The sequence below is a fragment of the Mesorhizobium sp. EU05-FHT14A09 genome, from assembly GCF_058790995.1.
Map to the genome: position 1 here is coordinate 377,688 of NZ_JBYTDF010000003.1, position 17,763 is coordinate 395,450.

The window sequence follows — 17,763 nt, forward strand, 5'->3', positions numbered from 1 at the left end:
GTTCGCCCCTCTCTGCCGTGCGAGGAGAGGGGCATGAATACCGACCCCCGTCTCATTTCTTCCGAAAAGCGTGGTGAGGACGCAGATCAGACGCTGCGCCCGCAGAATCTGGACGATTTTGTCGGCCAGGCGGCGGCGCGCGCGAACCTGAAGGTCTTCATCGAGGCCGCCAAGGGGCGTGGTGACGCGCTCGACCACGTCCTGTTCGTTGGTCCGCCCGGATTGGGCAAGACCACGCTGGCGCAGATCATGGCGCGCGAGATGGGCGTCAATTTCCGCTCTACTTCGGGCCCGGTCATCGCCAAGGCCGGCGACCTCGCGGCTCTGTTGACCAATCTGGAAGATCGCGACGTCCTCTTCATCGACGAGATCCATCGGCTGAGCCCGGCGGTGGAGGAAATCCTCTACCCGGCGATGGAGGATTTCCAGCTCGACCTGATCATCGGCGAAGGGCCGGCGGCGCGTTCGGTCAAGATCGACCTCGCCCGCTTCACGCTGGTGGCCGCCACGACACGGCTCGGCCTCATCACCAATCCATTGCGCGACCGTTTCGGCATCCCGGTGCGGCTGAATTTCTACACGGTCGAGGAACTGGAGCTGATCGTGCGGCGCGGTGCCCGCATCCTCAGCATGCCAATCGCCGACGACGGCGCGGTGGAGATCGCGCGTCGCGCCCGCGGCACACCGCGTATCGCCGGCCGGTTGCTGCGTCGTGTACGCGACTTCGCGTCCGTCGCCGGCGCCGAGACGGTATCGCGCAAGGTCGCCGACGAAGCGTTGTCGCGGCTGGAAGTCGATGCGCTTGGGCTCGATCAGCTCGACCGGCGCTATCTATCCATGATCGCCATGAATTTCGGCGGCGGGCCAGTCGGCATCGAAACGATCGCGGCGGGCCTTTCGGAACCGCGCGATGCGATCGAGGACATCATCGAGCCTTACCTGATCCAGCAAGGCTTCATCCAGCGCACACCACGCGGGCGCGTGCTGACGGCCAACGCCTGGAAACATCTCGGCCTGGAAATACCGAGGGATCTCGCCCAGCAGCAGATCAATCTCTTCCAGGAAGGGGACTGATCCCATGTCCGGCGCGGATGATCTGCTCGGCGGCATTTCCGGTGCCCTGACCGAATTCGGTCATCGGCTGATGGCGCGCGTGTATTATGCCGACACCGATTTCTCCGGCGTTGTCTATCATGCCCGCTATCTGGAGTTCCTGGAGCGCGGCCGCTCGGATTTCCTGCGGCTGGCCGGCGTCCACCACACCGAACTTGCCGAAGGCAAGCATGGCGAGAAGATCGTCTGGGTGGTTCGCCGCATGGAAATCGACTTCCGTTCTCCGGCCCGCATCGACGACATCCTGACGGTCGATACCCGCGCGGAAGACATTTCCGGCGCCCGCATCTCCATGGTGCAGCAACTCAAGCGCGATGCGGACGTGCTGGTCGACGCCAGGGTGGAGGCGGCGATCATCGGTGAGAACGGCCGTCCGCGCCGTTTTCCGAAGGAATGGGTGGCGGCCTTCATGCCGAAGGGCCGCTAGGCGACATCTTCACTCCATTGTGACCCGATGTTTTTGCGGTTGGCATGCTGCGCCGCACAACGATTGCTGTCCCTAACCTCTCCTTAACCATAACGGTTCATGAAGACATTGGTGAAGTTTGGAGGCGTTCGTGCCTTCGTTTTACCAATATTTGTCGTGAAAAGGCCGCGAAAGGCGCCTTTTGGGCATTTCCGGAAGCTTCGCGCGAACGGACCACAAGGGGTAGAGCGCCAGGGGCTAGCGGCGAGCCGGGCCCGGGAATTCTTAAGGAACGAACCATGGAAAACATCGCACTCGCCGATCCGGGCGCGCAATTGTCGATTTGGGGCTTGTTCATGCAGGCCGGCTGGGTGGTCAAGCTGGTCATGCTGGGTCTCATCGGCGCTTCGATCTGGACCTGGGCCATCGTCGTCGACAAGCTGATTTCCTATGCGCGCCTGCGTGTCGCGCTCAATCGCTTCGAGCAGGTGTTCTGGTCGGGTCAGTCGCTGGAAGAGCTCTACCGCAACCTTGCCGAGCGCAAGACCGTCGGCATGGGCGCCATCTTCGTGGCGGCCATGCGCGAATGGAAGAAGAGCTTCGAGAAGGGCGCCAAGTCGCCGCTCGCGCTGCAGACCCGCATCGACAAGGCGATGGATCTGGCGCTGACGCGCGAAATGGAACGCCTTGAAGGCCGTCTCGGCTTCCTTGCCACCATCGGTTCGGCAGCCCCCTTCATTGGCCTTTTTGGCACCGTGGTCGGCATCATGACCTCGTTCCAGGCTATTGCCGGTTCGAAGTCGACCAACCTTGCCGTTGTGGCGCCCGGTATCGCGGAAGCATTGCTGGCGACCGCCATCGGCCTGCTTGCCGCCATTCCTGCCGTCATCGCCTACAACAAGCTGTCGTCGGACGCCGGCAAGATCGCGGTGCGCATGGAAGGCTTCGCCGACGAGTTCTCCGCCATACTGTCGCGCCAAATCGATGAGAAAGTGGCCCAGAAGGCCGCCTGAGGAACCACGACGATGGGAATGTCAGTCAGTTCAGGCGGTTCGGGACGCGGCAGCCGCGGCCACAGGCGGCGCGGCCGCCATCACGGCCTGATGTCGGAAATCAACGTCACGCCTTTCGTCGACGTCATGCTGGTGCTGCTTATCATCTTCATGGTGGCGGCGCCTCTGATGACGGTCGGCGTGCCGATCGACCTGCCGAAAACCGCCGCCAAGGAGATGAATGCGGAAACCCAGCCGATCACCATTTCGGTGAACCAGGCCGGCGAAATCCATTTGCAGGAAACCGCGATCCCGCTCGAAGAGGTCGTGCCGAAACTCGAGGCCATCGCCAAGACCGGCTATGAGGAGCGCATCTTCATTCGCGGCGACAAGGCCGCCGACTACGGCACGGTCATGAAGGTCATGGCCCGTGTCTCGGCCGCCGGTTACAAGAACCTCGGTCTGGTCACGCTGCAGGAACAGGACAAATAACCTTGAGGGCCGGTCTCACCACATCGGTGATCCTGCATGCTGCCGTGATCGGCTTCGGCCTGTTCACGCTCAGGGCTCCGCCTGCGTTCCAGCCCATGGACGTCGAGTCGTTCCCCGTGGACATCGTCCCGGTGGAAGACGTTGCGCAGTCGGTGCAGGGCGACAAGAAGTCGACCATGCGTGACAAGCCGGCGCCAAAACCGACCGAGCGGCCCGATGTGGTTGCCAATGCTCAGAAGGTCGGTGAAAACAGCGTCGATACCGACAATCCGGTGACACCAACGCCGAAGCCAAAGCCGGTCGAGAACACGGAGTCCGCTCCAAAGGCGCCGACGCCGACCGAAAAGCCCAAGCCAGAGGACACGCCGAAGCCAAAAGAAGAGCCGAAGCCGACGCCGGCTACGGAAGTGGCGCCGGCCGAGCAGCCGAAGCAGGATGTGAAGCCTGATCCGGTCAAGCAGCCGGAACCCAAGCCGGAGCCAGTCAAGGAACCCACACCAGCGCCAAAGCCAGCCGAGCAGAAGCCTGCCGAGGCCAAGCCTGAGCCGGCCAAGCCGGACGCGGTAGCGGAGGCGATTGCATCGGAGCCAACGGAGTCCGTCGCGCTGCCCAATTCGGCACCCGCGCCCGAGGCCAAGCCGCGCCCCGAGCAGGCTCAGGCCGAAACCGCGAAGGCTCCGGATCGCAAGAATTCCGAAAAGCCGGTGAAAGAGGCGTCCTCGCGTCAGAAATCCGAGGATGATGCTTTCAACGACAAGGTTTCTGCTCTCCTCAACAAGCAGAAGCCTTCCGGTGGTGGCGCCAAGCGATCCACGCAGCAGTCGTCGCTCGGCGGCGACAGGACCAACGGCCAGAAGCTGAGCAACAGCGAAATGGGCGCTTTGCGAGATCAGCTCGGCGGCAATTGGACCATTCCGGCGGGCGCGCAGGACGCTGGCGGCCTGGTTGTGGTTATCCGGTTCAACGTGAATCAATCGGGTAAACTGGAAGGTCGTCCGACGGTTGAGACCTCTAGCGGCAACCGTTCGTTTGATGAAAGTGCGGTGCGTGCAATCCAGAAAGCCGATCAGGTGGGGCTGATACTTCCAGCAGGCAAGCAGGACATCTGGTCCGAAATTCAAGTCACTTTCAACCCGAGCGATATGGGCATGTGATGTCCAGCGCTTGGATATGAAACAGGAATTCGTGATGAAGCATCTTTTCAAGACACTCTTTCTGATCGGCGCGATGGCCACCGGCATGAGCGGTTTCGCAACGCTACCGGCGCACGCCGTTCTCGAAATCGACGTGACGAAGGGTAATGTCGAACCCATGCCGATCGCCATCACCGACTTCCAGTCATCAGGCGATCTCGGCAAGGAAATATCCAGCATCGTCGCTGCGGACCTAAAGCGTTCAGGCCTGTTTGCACCGATCGACAAGGGCGCCTTCATCGAGAAGATATCGAACCCTGACCAGACGCCGCGTTTCGAGGACTGGAAAGTCATCAACGCCCAGGCGCTGGTGACCGGCCGCGTCAACAAGGAGGCGGATGGCCGCATTCGTGCCGAGTACCGTCTGTGGGATACGTTCGCCGGCCAGCAACTGGCGGGTGAGCAGTTCTTCGCCAACGCGGCCAACCAGCGCCGTGTCGCCCATATCATCGCTGACGCGATCTATGAGCGCCTGACCGGCGAAAAGGGCTATTTCGACACCCGTGTCGTCTATATCGACGAGACCGGCGCCAAGAACGCACGCAAGAAGCGGCTTGCCATCATGGACCAGGACGGCGCCAATGCGCGCTTCCTGTCCAACGGCGCCGCGATCGTGCTGACGCCGCGTTTCTCGCCTAACCGGCAGGAAATCACCTACATGTCCTATGAAAGCGGCGTGCCGAAGGTGTACCTGCTGCAGCTGGAGACCGGCCAGCGCGAACTGGTCGGCAACTTCCCCGGCATGACGTTTGCGCCGCGCTTCTCGCCGGATGGCCAGAAGGTGATCATGAGTCTGCTGCGTGATGACGGCAATTCCAACATCTATGCACTCGATCTGAGAAGCCGCTCGACGACCCGTCTTACCGACTCGTCTGCGATCGACACCTCGCCGTCCTACTCGCCGGACGGTTCGCAGGTCGTCTTCACCTCGGATCGCGGCGGCGGCAGTGGTCGTTCGCAAATCTATGTCATGGGCGCCGACGGCTCCAACCCGCACCGCATCTCCTTCGGTGACGGCGTCTATTCGACGCCGGTGTGGTCGCCGCGCGGTGACCTGATCGCGTTCACCAAGCAGGGCGGCGGTCAGTTCCAGATCGGTGTGATGAAGACCGACGGTTCGGGCGAACGCATCCTGTCGACCGGCTTCCAGCAGGAGGGCCCGACCTGGGCGCCGAACGGTCGTGTTCTGATGTTCTTCCGCGAAAGCGGCGGCGGTCCGAAGCTCTATTCGATCGATCTGACCGGCCGCAACGAGCAGCCGATCCCGACCTCGGGCTATGGCTCCGATCCAGCCTGGTCGCCGCTTCTGGAGTGACCGATTGATCTTGAAATAGCTTGGAAAGGGGCCTCGCGGCCCCTTTTTCATGCCTCGGTCGCGTTTTGGCCGCATTTCAGGCTAGAGCCTCGACCCGAATGGTTCGAGGATCGGTGTAACCACGGCAAAGCTGGTCACGCTTCCCGGACAAGTAAAGTGCAGCGTCAAGCGTGCCGTGGTGTCGTGGTTCATCGAACCGGAAGCCGTGGCAGTGGTCGCGGACGGCGACCGCAACAGAATATTAACCGTGTTTCTTGAGCGCCGGTTAACCCAAACGTGGTTACTGGCAGATCAAAGAAATCACTTGAATGCGAAGGAGAGGCGGCATGCGCCGTATCGCAAAGCTTACCACGAACCCGGTCATGATCGCTCTGGTCGCCTCGCTGGCGATTGCAGGCTGCGCGTCGAAGAAGACTCCGAACAGCGCGGCTGATCTCGGCCTGGGCGGTGGCGCTGCCACTCCGGGTTCGGCACAGGACTTCACCGTCAATGTCGGCGACCGCATCTTCTTCGATACCGATTCCTCTTCGATCCGTGCCGACGCCCAGCAGACGCTGGGTCGCCAGGCTCAGTGGCTGAACAAATACGGCCAGTACGCCATCGTCGTCGAAGGTCACGCCGACGAGCGCGGCACCCGCGAATACAACCTGGCGCTCGGCGCACGCCGCGCCGCCGCGACCCGCGACTTCCTGATCGGCAAGGGCGTGGCTGGAAACCGCCTGAAGACGATCTCCTACGGCAAGGAACGCCCGGTTGCCGTCTGCGACGATATCTCGTGCTGGTCGCAGAACCGCCGCGCCGTCACCACGCTGTCGGGCGCCGGCTCCTGATCTGTCGCCGGCGCTGGCCGGCGATCCCGTCGATGATGAAAAAGGCGGCCGCGTGGCCGCCTTTTTCATATGTTCAAGGCTAATGGCGCATCGGTTCGGATATCTGATCGATTTTCGCCACTTCGGCGCCACCGTTCTCACCGGAACGGACATTCGGCACTCCAAATATCGGCCTGAAACAAAATTTGGCCGAAGTCTCGCGCCCTGCTAAAAGCGGATGCGTTCGGGTCGGCAATCGTTCCCAAGGCGGTGGCTGATTCCGGGCAATGATCTGTTTTGACCCTGATGGCGAGAGACCAATGCATTTTAGAACAATCCTGAGCGGGACGCTTGCAGTCCTGCTCGCGGCGAGTGTGATTGCACCCGCCAATGCCGCCGGGCCGGTGCGAACCACCGAAGACGGTTTTTCCTTCAATCTGCCGAGCTTCGGACTGCCGGGCGTTTTCGGCGGCAAGGAGAAGAAGAGCGAGCCCGTGCAACTGGCCCAGTCGGGTTCGGTTGGCCTGGAAGACCAGATCCGCCAGATGAATGGCAAGATCGAGGAACTGAACTTCCAGATCCTGCAATTGCAGGAACAGTTGCGCAAGACGCAGGAAGACAACGAATTCCGCTTCCAGCAGATCGAGCAGGGTGGCGGTGCCGCTCCGCAGAAGAAGTCTGACGCCGCCACCAGCGGCAACAGTGTGGCCCAGGCTCCCGCCTCGGCCACGCCTGCAGCGCCGGCTACTGCCGGCGCCAAGCCTTCCACGCCAGGACAATCGGCCAGCCAGACAGCGCAGCCGGGCGGAGAAAACGCGACGGGTGATCAGGTCGGCGATCTCATCATCGATTCCGGCAATGGCGAGCCCGGGACGCTCGTCACCGGCAAGCCGGCAACCTCCTTCGGTACCATCACGGTCGACAAGAACGGCAATGTCATCAGCGCAGTGCCGCCGGCAGATGTTCCGAGCTCGGGCTCAGCCTCGCAGGCTCCCGCCGAGGGCGGTGGCGTCGTCGCTTCGCTGCCGTCGACAAACAGCCCCGATGAACTCTACCGCAATTCCTATCAGTTCGTGCTTTCGGGCGACTACAACACCGCGGAGCAAGGTTTCCGCCAGCATATCCAGCGCTATCCGTCCGACGCCAAGGCAGCCGATGCCCACTACTGGCTGGGCGAATCCCTGCTCGGACAGCAGAAATACCGCGACGCGGCTGAAGTCTTCCTCGCCGCCAGCAAGGACTATTCCAAATCCAAGAAGGCCCCCGACATGCTGCTGAAGCTCGGCATCTCGCTGATCGGCCTGAAGCAGCGCGACGTCGCCTGCGCCACTTTCGCCGAGGTCGGCAAGCGTTATCCCGATGCATCCAGCGCGCTCAAGGAACGCGTCAAGCAGGAGCGGGCGCTCGCCTCGTGCTGATGCAACGAGCGGGCTCCTTGCCCGCAGCCATGATTTTCTCGCGGATCGACTTCGGCCAAGGCGCCGTGGCCGCCATTTCAGGCGGTAGCGACTCGACCGCGCTGCTTGTTCTCCTCAAGAACCATTTCGACCGTTTCCTGCCTTCCGCGCGGCTTATCGCCGTTACGGTGGATCACGCGCTGCGGTCTGCTTCCGCTGCCGAAGCGCAAGCTGTCGCCGGCCTCTGCGGGCAATTGGGTATCGTTCACCGCACCATTGCCTGGGAAGGCGTCAAACCATCGACCGGCATTCCGGCCGCCGCTCGCGAGACGCGTTACAGGCTGCTCGCCGATATCGCCCGCGATGAAGGGCTCGAGATTGTCGTGACCGGCCATACCGCCGACGACCAGGCGGAAACCGTTGCCATGCGGCAGGCGCGGGATGAAGGGCGCGGACTTGCCGGTATGGCGCCTGCGACGCTCTATGACGGGGATGTCTGGATCCTGCGCCCGCTGCTCGCGGAACGGCGTTCGACCCTGCGCGCGCTGCTGACAGCCGAGGGGCTCGGATGGATCGACGATCCGACCAACCTCGACCCGGCATTTGAGCGACCGCGCGTGCGCGCTTTGCTGGCCGAGGATCAAGCTCGCCTGGACGACCTTCTCGCAATCGCAGGCAGAGCCGCGCATGAGCGGGAAGGGCTCAGCCAGCGTGCTGCCGATCTCATCACCCGCCACGCAAGCCAGCTGGCTGGAGGTCTGCTCCGGCTGGATCCTGCATTTGCGCGCGAAGTCGACCGACCGGCTGCACTCCATGCCTTGCGCATCCTCCTTGCCACGACCGGGGGCACGTCCTTTCTGCCGGACAGCGGCCGCACCGCCGGGTTGTTTGCGACGCTGTCTGCTGGTTCGGGTCGCGCTACATTGTCGCGGACCGTCGTCGATGTGCGGCGCGTCGGAACCTTTCTCTACCGTGAAGCGCGTGATCTTCCTGCTCCCTCGATGGCGTCGAACGGAACGTACTGGGATGGACGCTATCGCATCACTTTCAGCGACGGCGCCGATGGTTGCGTGATCGCGCCACTTGGTCGCGGAACGGCGCGGCAAGCCGTTGGCCCGGTTCAAGCGGGAGCCCCGGCAAGCCTGTTTCGCGCCGCGCAAGCTGTTGAGCCCGCGCTTTGGCAAGGCGACGTTTGCCTTGGTTCTCTGAGCGAATCCGGGAGATTGCCGGGGGTGACAGCCCTTCCCGTCGTCGCGCCTTTCGCACGGTTCCTGTCCGGTTTCGACCTCGAGGTCGCGCGTGCCGTCGCGGTGCTGATCGGTGCGGCTCCGCTTCCCGCATCACCGCTGAGAGTGCCTGCCGCTTCCAAAGCGAGCGCTAATGCTTAACCGAGCCATGTTCTTATGCTTGGCAAGGGGGGGCGCTCTCCCTATGTTAGGCCTAACTTCTCAAGTATCCGCGCCCGAAACTGGGCGCCAACGGGACAATCGATGAATCCGAACTATCGTAATCTCGCGCTCTGGGCGATTATAGCGGTCCTGCTGATCGCTCTTTTCAATCTGTTCCAGACGCCGCAGACGCGTGGGGCCTCCACGGACGTTCCCTACTCGCAGTTCCTGCAGGATGTCGCATCGGGACGTGTGAAGGCTGTGACGATCTCCGGTGAGCGCATCTCGGGCACATATGCCGACAACGCCGCCGGCTTCCAGACCTACTCGCCGGGCGATCCTTCGCTGGTTTCGCGGCTCGAGGACAAGAACGTCGTCATCAATGCGCGTCCGGAAACCGATGGTTCCAACACGCTGTTCGGCTACCTGATCTCGTGGCTGCCGATGATCCTGATCCTCGGCGTGTGGATTTTCTTCATGCGCCAGATGCAGTCCGGCTCCGGCCGTGCCATGGGCTTTGGCAAATCCAAGGCGAAGCTGCTCACCGAAGCGCATGGCCGCATTACCTTCCAGGATGTTGCTGGCGTCGACGAAGCCAAGCAGGACCTGGAGGAAATCGTCGAATTCCTGCGCGATCCGCAGAAGTTCCAAAGGTTGGGCGGCAAGATTCCGCGCGGCGTGCTGCTGGTCGGCCCTCCCGGCACCGGCAAGACGCTGCTGGCCCGCTCGGTCGCAGGCGAAGCCAATGTGCCGTTCTTCACCATTTCCGGTTCGGACTTCGTCGAGATGTTCGTCGGTGTCGGCGCCAGCCGCGTCCGCGACATGTTCGAGCAGGCCAAGAAGAACGCCCCTTGCATCATCTTCATCGACGAAATCGACGCGGTCGGCCGTCATCGCGGAGCCGGCCTCGGCGGTGGCAATGACGAGCGCGAGCAGACGCTGAACCAGTTGCTGGTCGAGATGGACGGCTTCGAGGCCAATGAATCGATCATCCTGATCGCGGCCACCAACCGTCCCGACGTGCTGGATCCCGCGCTGCTGCGTCCGGGCCGCTTCGACCGTCAGGTGGTGGTGCCGAATCCGGATATCGTCGGTCGCGAGAAGATCCTCAAGGTGCACGTCCGCAACGTACCGCTGGCGCCGAATGTCGACCTGAAGACGGTCGCGCGCGGCACGCCGGGCTTCTCGGGCGCAGACCTGATGAACCTCGTCAACGAGTCGGCGCTGATGGCGGCACGGCGCAACAAGCGCCTCGTCACCATGCAGGAGTTCGAGGACGCCAAGGACAAGATCATGATGGGCGCGGAGCGCCGCTCGTCGGCCATGACCCAGGCCGAGAAGGAGCTGACCGCCTATCACGAGTCCGGCCACGCCATCCTGGCGCTTAACGTGCCGGCGGCCGATCCGCTGCACAAGGCGACGATCATCCCGCGTGGCCGCGCGCTCGGCATGGTCATGCAGCTCCCCGAGGGCGACCGCTACTCGATGAGCTACAAATACATGATCTCGCGCCTGGCCATCATGATGGGCGGCCGCGTGGCGGAAGAGTTCAAGTTCGGCAAGGAGAACATCACCTCCGGCGCCTCGTCCGACATCGAGCAGGCGACGAAGCTGGCCCGCGCTATGGTCACGCGCTGGGGATTCTCCGACAAGCTCGGTCACGTCGCTTATGGCGAGAACCAGGAAGAAGTGTTCCTCGGTCACTCCGTGGCGCGTACGCAGAATGTCTCGGAAGAGACGGCGCAGATCATCGACGCCGAAGTGCGCCGCCTGATCGATGAGGCCTATTCGACCGCCAAGACGATCCTGACCAAGAAGAAGAAGGACTGGATCGCGTTGGCCGAAGGCCTGCTCGAATACGAGACGCTCTCCGGCGACGAGATCAAGCAGTTGATCGCCGGCCAGAAGCCGTCGCGGGATCTTGGCGACGATACGCCGACCGCGCGCGGATCGGCCGTGCCGAAGGCTGGTACCGGCGGCCGCCGCAAGAAAGGCCCCGAGCCGGAAGGCGGCATGGAGCCACAGCCTTCAAACTAAGGCTGAATTGAATTGAGTGGAAACGCCGCGACCTTGTCGCGGCGTTTTCGCTTTTGGAATCCTGGCACCGGTTGCGGACGCGGCGGCAGAAGACGGCCCCTGCAATCGTGGCTATGTTGCTGGAGGCCTTCATACCGACACGGTTACCCGGCTTGAGGCCTCATGCGGAGAGGGACGCGCCATGCAGACATTCGAATGGATCATTGCCCTCCTGCTCGGCGCCGCGCTGCTTTCAGCACTGGCACGACGGCTTGGCGTGCCTTACCCGACGTTCCTCGCCGTCGGCGGCGTGCTGATCCCGTTCCTGCCAGGCGCTCCGCAATGGACGCTCGATCCGCATCTGGCGCTCGCGCTGTTCGTCGCGCCGGTGTTGGTCGATTCCGCCTATGACACCTCGCTGCGCGATCTTCGCGACAACTGGCTGCCGGTGACCGGCCTGGTGTTGATGGCAGTCGGCCTGACCACGCTCGCCGTGGCCCTTGCCGCGCGCTGGCTGGTGCCGGGCATGGCCTGGCCGGTCGCCATCGCGCTCGGCGCCATCGTCGCGCCACCCGATGCCGCCGCCGCGACTGCCGTCATGCGGCAGGTCAAGCTGCCGCATCGGCTCCTCAAGATCCTCGAAGGCGAAAGCCTGCTCAACGACGCCAGCGCGCTGTTGCTCTACAAGCTGGCCGTCCTGGCGGTGCTGGGGGGCGGGCTTTCGCTGTCGAGCGGGGCGCCGGTTTTCCTGCTGACGGTGTTCGGAAGTGTGGCGGCCGGATATCTCCTGGCGCGCGTGCTGACGCCGGCGATACGTTTCGAGGATTTCCCGACCTCGATCATCGCCCAGTTCACGGTCACCTTTGGTGTCTGGATCGCCGCGGAGGCCATCGGCCTGTCCGGCATCCTGACCATCGTCGTCTATGCAATGACAATCGCCAACACGCGTGGACCGAACATGCCGGCGCGCTTGCGGGTGCCGGTCTATGCTGTCTGGGAAGCTGTCGTCTTCATCCTCAACGCCATGGCCTTCGTGCTGATCGGCATGCAGCTCGGTCCGATCTGGGAGCGGCTGACACCCGACATGCGCGGCAACTACCTGCTGTTTGCAGGCACCATCCTTGCTGTCGTCGTTCTCACGCGCTTTGCCTGGGTCATGAGCTACAACAAGCTGATCCGCTGGCGCATCGAGCGTTATGGCTTCAACCCGCCGCGGCCAATGGCCAGGCCGACACGCGAGGGCGGCATCGTTATTTCCTGGGCCGGCATGCGTGGTATCGTCACCCTGGCCGCAGCCTTCTCGATCCCCGAGTTGCTGCGTGACGGATCGCCTTTCCCCTATCGCGATCTCATCCTGTTCACCGCCTTTGCCGTCGTCTTCGGCACGCTGGTGCTGCAAGGGCTGACATTGCGGCCGCTGATCCAGTGGCTCGGGCTTTCCGACGACGATCCGGTCGGACGAGAAGTGCGACACGGGCGCGTCGAAGCCTACAAGGCGGCAGTCGCCGCCATCGGCCAGGAGGACGGTCTCGCTGCCAAGCTGCTGCGCAAGGAATATGGTGCCATCGTCGAGCTTTGCGAGGTTGGCGGCGAGCCGCCACAGGCGGCCGGCCTGCCTGGCGGCACCTTGCGGCTCCAGGCCATAAACGCCGCGCGCGCCCGCGCGATCGAACTTCGGCGATCTTTTGTTATCGGTGACGATGCGTTTCACCTGCTGGAGGAAGAACTCGACTGGGCAGAACTCAGCGCTGCCGGTCGAAGCGCTCCTGCTTGAGCGTGCCGTCGCCTTGCCGGCCGATTCGTAGCACCATCAGGGCGACATGGGCTTCGATCTCTTCGCGCAGGCGGGCGCGGGCATCATCGTCACTCGTGATGAGATAGAGATCGACCATTGTGCTGACCATCACGCTCAAAAAGTGCAACCGCACCGGCTCGAGATGTTCTGAGCCCGGCACATAACGTGCCAGGAAAGGCACCAGCAGATGGCCGGTGATGCCGCCATGGGCGTTGGCTTGCTGGTCGGCTTCGATGGGCCGGATCGACCGCATGGCAGCGAGCAGGCCGGTGTGAGCGGGAATGGAAACGGCCGCTTCCAGATAGTGCGAGAGCAGCGCACGGGCGGCATCGGCGGCTGTGAAGCCCGCAGGCATCGTCTCCATTGTTTCCAGGCAACGGGCGACGATGCGTGCCACCGTTGCCTCGTAGGCGGCAAGCAGCAGGGCGTCACGGTCGGTAAAGTAACGGTAGATAGTCCCCACGGCGACGCCGGTTTCCGTGGCGATGCGTGTCGTCGTCACAGCTTCATGCCCGTCGGATGAAACCACGGCTTCCACGGCTTCGAGCAATCTGGTGCGTGTCTTCAACGCGCGGCGCTGGCGCGGTTCGACAGGTTTCGAGCGAGCGATCGGGCGATCCATAAGTGAAACAGTTTCATCTTTATTGACAGCTGTCCAGCACGAGCGCATTGTCTGGACAAAACGACGCTGCGCAAGGGAGAGGGCGATGCGTTCAACCAAGGTACGGGCAGCACTGTTCCTGGCATGCGGAATCTCTTGGACCGCCCCCGCTTTCGCCGCCGAAATTGCTGTTGCCGCCGGCGACGGTGCGGCTGAGAAGCTTGTCGAGGCGCTGATCTCGGCGCAGCCGGGCGATACGGTGGCAATTGGTCCCGGTCGCATCGAGTTGACGGAAGGCCTGTCGCTGGACGCCGACGACGTCACCGTCAAAGGCGCCGGCCCCGACCAGACTATTCTTTCGTTGAAAGGTCAGACCGGCTCCGGCGAGGGTCTGCTCGTCACTTCAAATCGCGTCGTCCTCGAAGATTTTGCCGTCGAGGATGCCAAGGGCGACGGCGTCAAATCCAAGGGCTCGGAACAGATCACCTTTCGCAATCTGCGCGTCGAATGGACCAACGGGCCGAACGAGAAAAACGGCTCCTACGGCGTCTATCCCGTTTCATCGAAGCATGTGCTGATCGACAAGGTGACCGTGCGAGGCGCTTCGGATGCCGGCATCTATGTCGGTCAGAGCGAGAATGTCATCGTGCGCAACTCGCGGGCCGAATACAATGTCGCCGGCATCGAGATCGAGAATTCGATGCGCGCCGACGTTTACAAGAACGTCGCGACCCACAACACAGGGGGCATCCTGGTGTTCGACCTGCCCAATCTGCCGGTGCAGGGTGGGCACGATATCCGTGTTTTCGACAATGACGTCGTGGACAATGATACGGCGAATTTCGCACCCAAGGGCAATACGGTCGCCATGGTGCCGAAAGGCACCGGTATCATGGTGATGGCCAACCGCAACGTGCATGTGTTCGGCAATCGCCTGTCCGGCAACGGCACCACCCATGTGCTGATCGGTGCCTATCCCAAGGACTATGACGACAAGAACTACATGTTCGTGCCGCGCGGTGTCTTCGTGCATGGCAACACCTATGGCGAGGGCGGCAACGCGCCCGATGGCGAGGTGGGCAAGATGATCACGGATATATCCGGCACGCCGGTGCCGGATATCGTCTGGGATGGGGTGACGAGGATCCCTGAATATCTCAGCTGGGTCTCCGCCGAGAACCAGATCTATGTCGACGAGGCCGAAGGGACCAGCTTCGTCAATCTGAAGATGCTTTCCCAACTTCTGCTGCCATGGGGCTGGTGGCCGGATACGGATATCACCGCCTACAAGGGCAGCCTGCCTGAACCGGCGGCCGTCAAGCTGCCACAGGATGGCGGGGCGTGACATTCGCCAGGTTCGCGCAATCGGCGATCTTGGTGCTGATCCTGGCGTTGGCGACGATCGCGACGATGGCCATTCCCGCCCGCGCTGTGTCCGACCCGACAATTCTGGCCGCGACGCCACCGAAGCAATTGTCCGAGTTCGGTTTCTTCGAGGACCTGCAGAAACAGACCCCGGCATCCGGCGTCGTACCGTTTCGCCTGGTGACGCCGCTGTTTTCGGATGGCGCGGAGAAGTTCCGCTTCGTCTATGTGCCGCATGGCCAGACGGCCCTGTATGACGCAGTCGAGGCTTTCGATTTTCCGGTCGGGAGCGCGCTGGTCAAGACGTTCGCCTTTCCAGCGGATTACCGGAAGCCGGGCGAGAAGCTACGCCTGGTCGAGACCCGCGTCCTGCTGCGCCGGGCGGGTGGCTGGCTGGCCTGGGCCTATCTATGGAACGATCAGCAGACGGATGCCGTGCTGAAGATTGCGGGCGCGAAAGTCGCGATCTCGACCATCGGAACCGACGGGACGCCGCTGGCCTTCGACTATTCGGTGCCGAACAAGAACCAATGCAAGGCTTGCCATGCCTTCAACGGCAAGATCACGCCGCTGGGTCCGAAGGCGCGCAACCTCAATACCGACTATGTCTATGCCGGTGGGACCGAGAACCAGCTTTCCCATTGGACCTCGGCTGGCCTGCTCTCGGGGGTGCCCGAAATGGCGGACGTTCCGGGCGTGGCAGACTGGCGCGACATGTCCGCCTCCCTTGAGAAACGTGCCCGCACATGGCTCGACGTCAATTGTGCGCACTGCCACCGTGCCGAGGGACCGGCCAGCAATACCGGGCTGTTCCTGACCTATGGCGAGACCGTTCCGGTGCGGTACGGCGTCATGAAGCGGCCGGCGGCGGCAGGTCGAGGTTCAGGCGATCGCGAGTTCGACGTCGTGCCCGGTGCACCGGATCGTTCGATCGTGACCTATCGCGTGGAAAGCACAGCGCCTGGCGTGATGATGCCGGAACTGGGCCGTCATATTGCCGACCCGGACGCGGTCAAGCTGCTATCCGACTGGATCGCATCGCTGAAGTAGTTGCGGCCAGCTCCGACAAAAAAGCACGTCGAACAAAAAATTGGAGCGTTTCCGCGAGAAACGGAAACGCTCCAAATGCTTGCGACCCTGGCATCCAGTGGATCAAGCCGGCTGCGTGCCTTTCAGCCGCTTGCTGCAAATGCTGTAGTAGCCGCCACCCTTCTGGATCCAGCGCAGTCCATTCAATGTGCCGGCCTCCTTGTTGGCGTGATACTGCTTGAGGCAGGAATGCATGCGTGCCTTCGACGGCGTTTCGTCCTTGAAATCGGCAGCAATTTCAGTCGGGAAGCTAACGCCCGCCGGCGCTTCCGCAGGATTTACAGAGGCCGCACTGGCGGATGCCTCTTTCTTGTCCAGCGTGTGGCCGCACTCGGCGGTCCGGTACTCGTCCCATCCGCGACCGTTCAGTTCGTCGTTGCGCTTGGCTTCCTGATAGCGGGCGCCGCATTCCTTGAAGGAAACGAAGGCGACCTTTTCTACGGTGGCCGTGCTTGCCGCAGCGCCGGCATCGGCTGTGTCGTCAGTGCCGCATTCCGCCTTGCGGAAAGCGGTCCAGGTCATTCCGTTGAGTGTGTCGGCGTCCTTTGCGGCCTGATACTTGGCGCTGCACTCTTTCATCGTCAGCGCGCTGGCCGGCATGACGCCGAGTGGAAACAAAATGGTCGCGGCAGTGGCCGCCAGATAAAGAACTCGCATGCAACCTCCCGAGGCGTGATGAATTTACGCGGTTTGTATACTATTTGTTCTTCTTGTGTTCCACAAGAATCTTGCCGTCGGGACAAAAAAGAATCGCGCGAGCAAAACTCACGCGATTCCTTGTACTTACCGCTGACTAGAGCGCCGCGCGTCCTTTTGGACGCGCAAAGGTCGCTCTAGCACTTTGATTTGCGCTGGAGCGCCGATCAGCTCTTCAGGCGGGCGTTGCAGAGGCTGTAGTAGCCGCCGCCCTTCTGGATCCACTTGAGGCCGCCGAGCGAGTTGTTGTCCTTGGCGGTATAGTACTGGTCGAGGCAGGTGTGCATGCGGGCCTTGCCTGGCGACTCGGACGAGTACTTCTTGGCGACTGCGCTTGGGAACCTGACACCGCTCGGAGCCTTGGCGGTCGGTGCTTCCGGCTCATTGGTGTAGGTAGCTTCGTCGGCTGCCGGCACGGAGTCATCGTCATTGGCGCCGGCGCTGCAGTTGGCCTTGCGGAAGTCGTTCCACTTCTGGCCGCCCAGCGTGCCGCCGCTCTTGGCCGCCTGGTACTTGGTCGAGCACTCGGCCATGGTCAAGCCTTTGCCGCCGGCAGCGGCGTCGGCCGCCTTGGTCGCAGCCTTGGCAGGCTTGGCCGGAGCAGTTGTGGTGTCGACCGCGGCAGAGGCGCCGGGACCGCACTGCGCCTTGCGGAAATCGTTCCACTTCAGGCCGTTCAGCGTGCCGGCCGCTTTGGCGGCCTGATACTTGGCCGAGCATTCCTTGGCGGTCAGGCCCTTTGCCGTGTCGTCGCTCGCAGCAGCGGCCTTTTTCGCTGGCTTGCTGGTGTCTTCGGCAGCGGCTTTCGCCTTCTTGGCCGGCTTGGCTTCCTCAGCTGCGCTGGCGTCGGTGCCGCACTGCGCTTTGCGGAACTGGTTCCAGGTCTGGCCAGCCAGCGTGCCGGCATCCTTGGCCGCGTTGTACTTGGTGCTGCACTCGGCCATTGTGAGTGCGCTGGCCGGCTGGGCCAGAAACAGCGTCACGACGGCGAGGCCCGTCAATGTAGCAAGTCGATTGAGCATAGCGTTCTCTCCGTTGTGCCACTCACAATCAATCCCATGCGAGCAATAGCGCGCAAGCCACGCCTGCGCTAGTG

16 protein-coding genes are annotated in these 17,763 nt (G+C 62.7%); 13 read left to right on the forward strand and 3 right to left on the reverse strand.

What is annotated here, in order from left to right:
* Positions 1-33: 33 nt before the first annotated feature.
* The 11 genes from ruvB (at position 34) to AC3WTO_RS13455 (ending at position 12,895) form a co-directional block, all read left to right on the forward strand.
* Positions 34-1,074 carry a Holliday junction branch migration DNA helicase RuvB gene (ruvB, locus tag AC3WTO_RS13405; RefSeq protein WP_492461223.1) on the forward strand — a complete coding sequence of 347 codons (1,041 nt, stop codon included), beginning with the start codon at positions 34-36 and terminating at the stop codon, positions 1,072-1,074.
* Positions 1,075-1,078: 4 nt separating this feature from the next.
* Positions 1,079-1,540: a tol-pal system-associated acyl-CoA thioesterase gene (ybgC, locus tag AC3WTO_RS13410; RefSeq protein WP_492461224.1), complete on the forward strand. Its 462-nt coding sequence runs from the start codon at positions 1,079-1,081 to the stop codon at positions 1,538-1,540.
* Between the two features lie 278 nt (positions 1,541-1,818).
* The gene (gene tolQ, locus AC3WTO_RS13415; RefSeq protein WP_492461225.1) at positions 1,819-2,532 is read left to right on the forward strand and encodes a protein TolQ; all 714 of its coding nucleotides are present in this window, start codon (positions 1,819-1,821) and stop codon (positions 2,530-2,532) included.
* Positions 2,533-2,544: 12 nt separating this feature from the next.
* Positions 2,545-3,003, forward strand: a complete 459-nt coding sequence (gene tolR, locus AC3WTO_RS13420) for a protein TolR (RefSeq protein WP_492461226.1) — start codon at positions 2,545-2,547, stop codon at positions 3,001-3,003.
* A gap of 2 nt (positions 3,004-3,005) precedes the next feature.
* Positions 3,006-4,157 (forward strand): cell envelope integrity TolA family protein, encoded by a 1,152-nt coding sequence (locus AC3WTO_RS13425; protein WP_492461227.1) that lies wholly within the window; start codon positions 3,006-3,008, stop codon positions 4,155-4,157.
* Between the two features lie 73 nt (positions 4,158-4,230).
* On the forward strand, positions 4,231-5,511 hold the full coding sequence (tolB, locus tag AC3WTO_RS13430) for a Tol-Pal system beta propeller repeat protein TolB (protein ID WP_492461541.1): 1,281 nt from the start codon (positions 4,231-4,233) through the stop codon (positions 5,509-5,511).
* Between the two features lie 326 nt (positions 5,512-5,837).
* The gene (gene pal, locus AC3WTO_RS13435; RefSeq protein WP_129412719.1) at positions 5,838-6,341 is read left to right on the forward strand and encodes a peptidoglycan-associated lipoprotein Pal; all 504 of its coding nucleotides are present in this window, start codon (positions 5,838-5,840) and stop codon (positions 6,339-6,341) included.
* A 299-nt stretch (positions 6,342-6,640) separates the two neighbouring features.
* Positions 6,641-7,738: a tol-pal system protein YbgF gene (gene ybgF / locus AC3WTO_RS13440; protein WP_492461228.1), complete on the forward strand. Its 1,098-nt coding sequence runs from the start codon at positions 6,641-6,643 to the stop codon at positions 7,736-7,738.
* A gap of 17 nt (positions 7,739-7,755) precedes the next feature.
* Entirely contained in the window at positions 7,756-9,105 is a 1,350-nt protein-coding gene (gene tilS, locus AC3WTO_RS13445) for a tRNA lysidine(34) synthetase TilS (RefSeq protein ID WP_492461229.1), read from the forward strand.
* A 102-nt stretch (positions 9,106-9,207) separates the two neighbouring features.
* Positions 9,208-11,142 carry an ATP-dependent zinc metalloprotease FtsH gene (gene ftsH, locus AC3WTO_RS13450; RefSeq protein WP_492461230.1) on the forward strand — a complete coding sequence of 645 codons (1,935 nt, stop codon included), beginning with the start codon at positions 9,208-9,210 and terminating at the stop codon, positions 11,140-11,142.
* Positions 11,143-11,323: 181 nt separating this feature from the next.
* Entirely contained in the window at positions 11,324-12,895 is a 1,572-nt protein-coding gene (locus AC3WTO_RS13455) for a cation:proton antiporter (RefSeq protein WP_492461231.1), read from the forward strand.
* Here AC3WTO_RS13455 and AC3WTO_RS13460 read toward each other — a convergent pair.
* Positions 12,864-13,538, reverse strand: a complete 675-nt coding sequence (locus AC3WTO_RS13460; protein ID WP_492461232.1) for a TetR/AcrR family transcriptional regulator — start codon at positions 13,536-13,538, stop codon at positions 12,864-12,866. The genes AC3WTO_RS13455 and AC3WTO_RS13460 overlap by 32 nt on opposite strands.
* An 85-nt stretch (positions 13,539-13,623) precedes the next feature.
* Here AC3WTO_RS13460 and AC3WTO_RS13465 point away from each other — a divergent pair, with 85 nt between their 5' ends.
* Both AC3WTO_RS13465 and AC3WTO_RS13470 read left to right on the forward strand, forming a co-directional pair.
* On the forward strand, positions 13,624-14,862 hold the full coding sequence (locus AC3WTO_RS13465; RefSeq protein ID WP_492461233.1) for a parallel beta-helix domain-containing protein: 1,239 nt from the start codon (positions 13,624-13,626) through the stop codon (positions 14,860-14,862).
* The gene (locus AC3WTO_RS13470) at positions 14,859-15,932 is read left to right on the forward strand and encodes an SO2930 family diheme c-type cytochrome (RefSeq protein ID WP_492461234.1); all 1,074 of its coding nucleotides are present in this window, start codon (positions 14,859-14,861) and stop codon (positions 15,930-15,932) included. Before AC3WTO_RS13465 ends, AC3WTO_RS13470 begins: the two co-directional genes overlap by 4 nt.
* A 102-nt stretch (positions 15,933-16,034) precedes the next feature.
* Here AC3WTO_RS13470 and AC3WTO_RS13475 read toward each other — a convergent pair whose 3' ends face one another.
* Positions 16,035-16,628: an antifreeze protein gene (locus AC3WTO_RS13475; protein WP_492461235.1), complete on the reverse strand. Its 594-nt coding sequence runs from the start codon at positions 16,626-16,628 to the stop codon at positions 16,035-16,037.
* 206 nt (positions 16,629-16,834) lie between these two features.
* Positions 16,835-17,689: a hypothetical protein gene (locus tag AC3WTO_RS13480; protein ID WP_492461236.1), complete on the reverse strand. Its 855-nt coding sequence runs from the start codon at positions 17,687-17,689 to the stop codon at positions 16,835-16,837.
* Between the last annotated feature and the right edge of the window lie 74 nt (positions 17,690-17,763).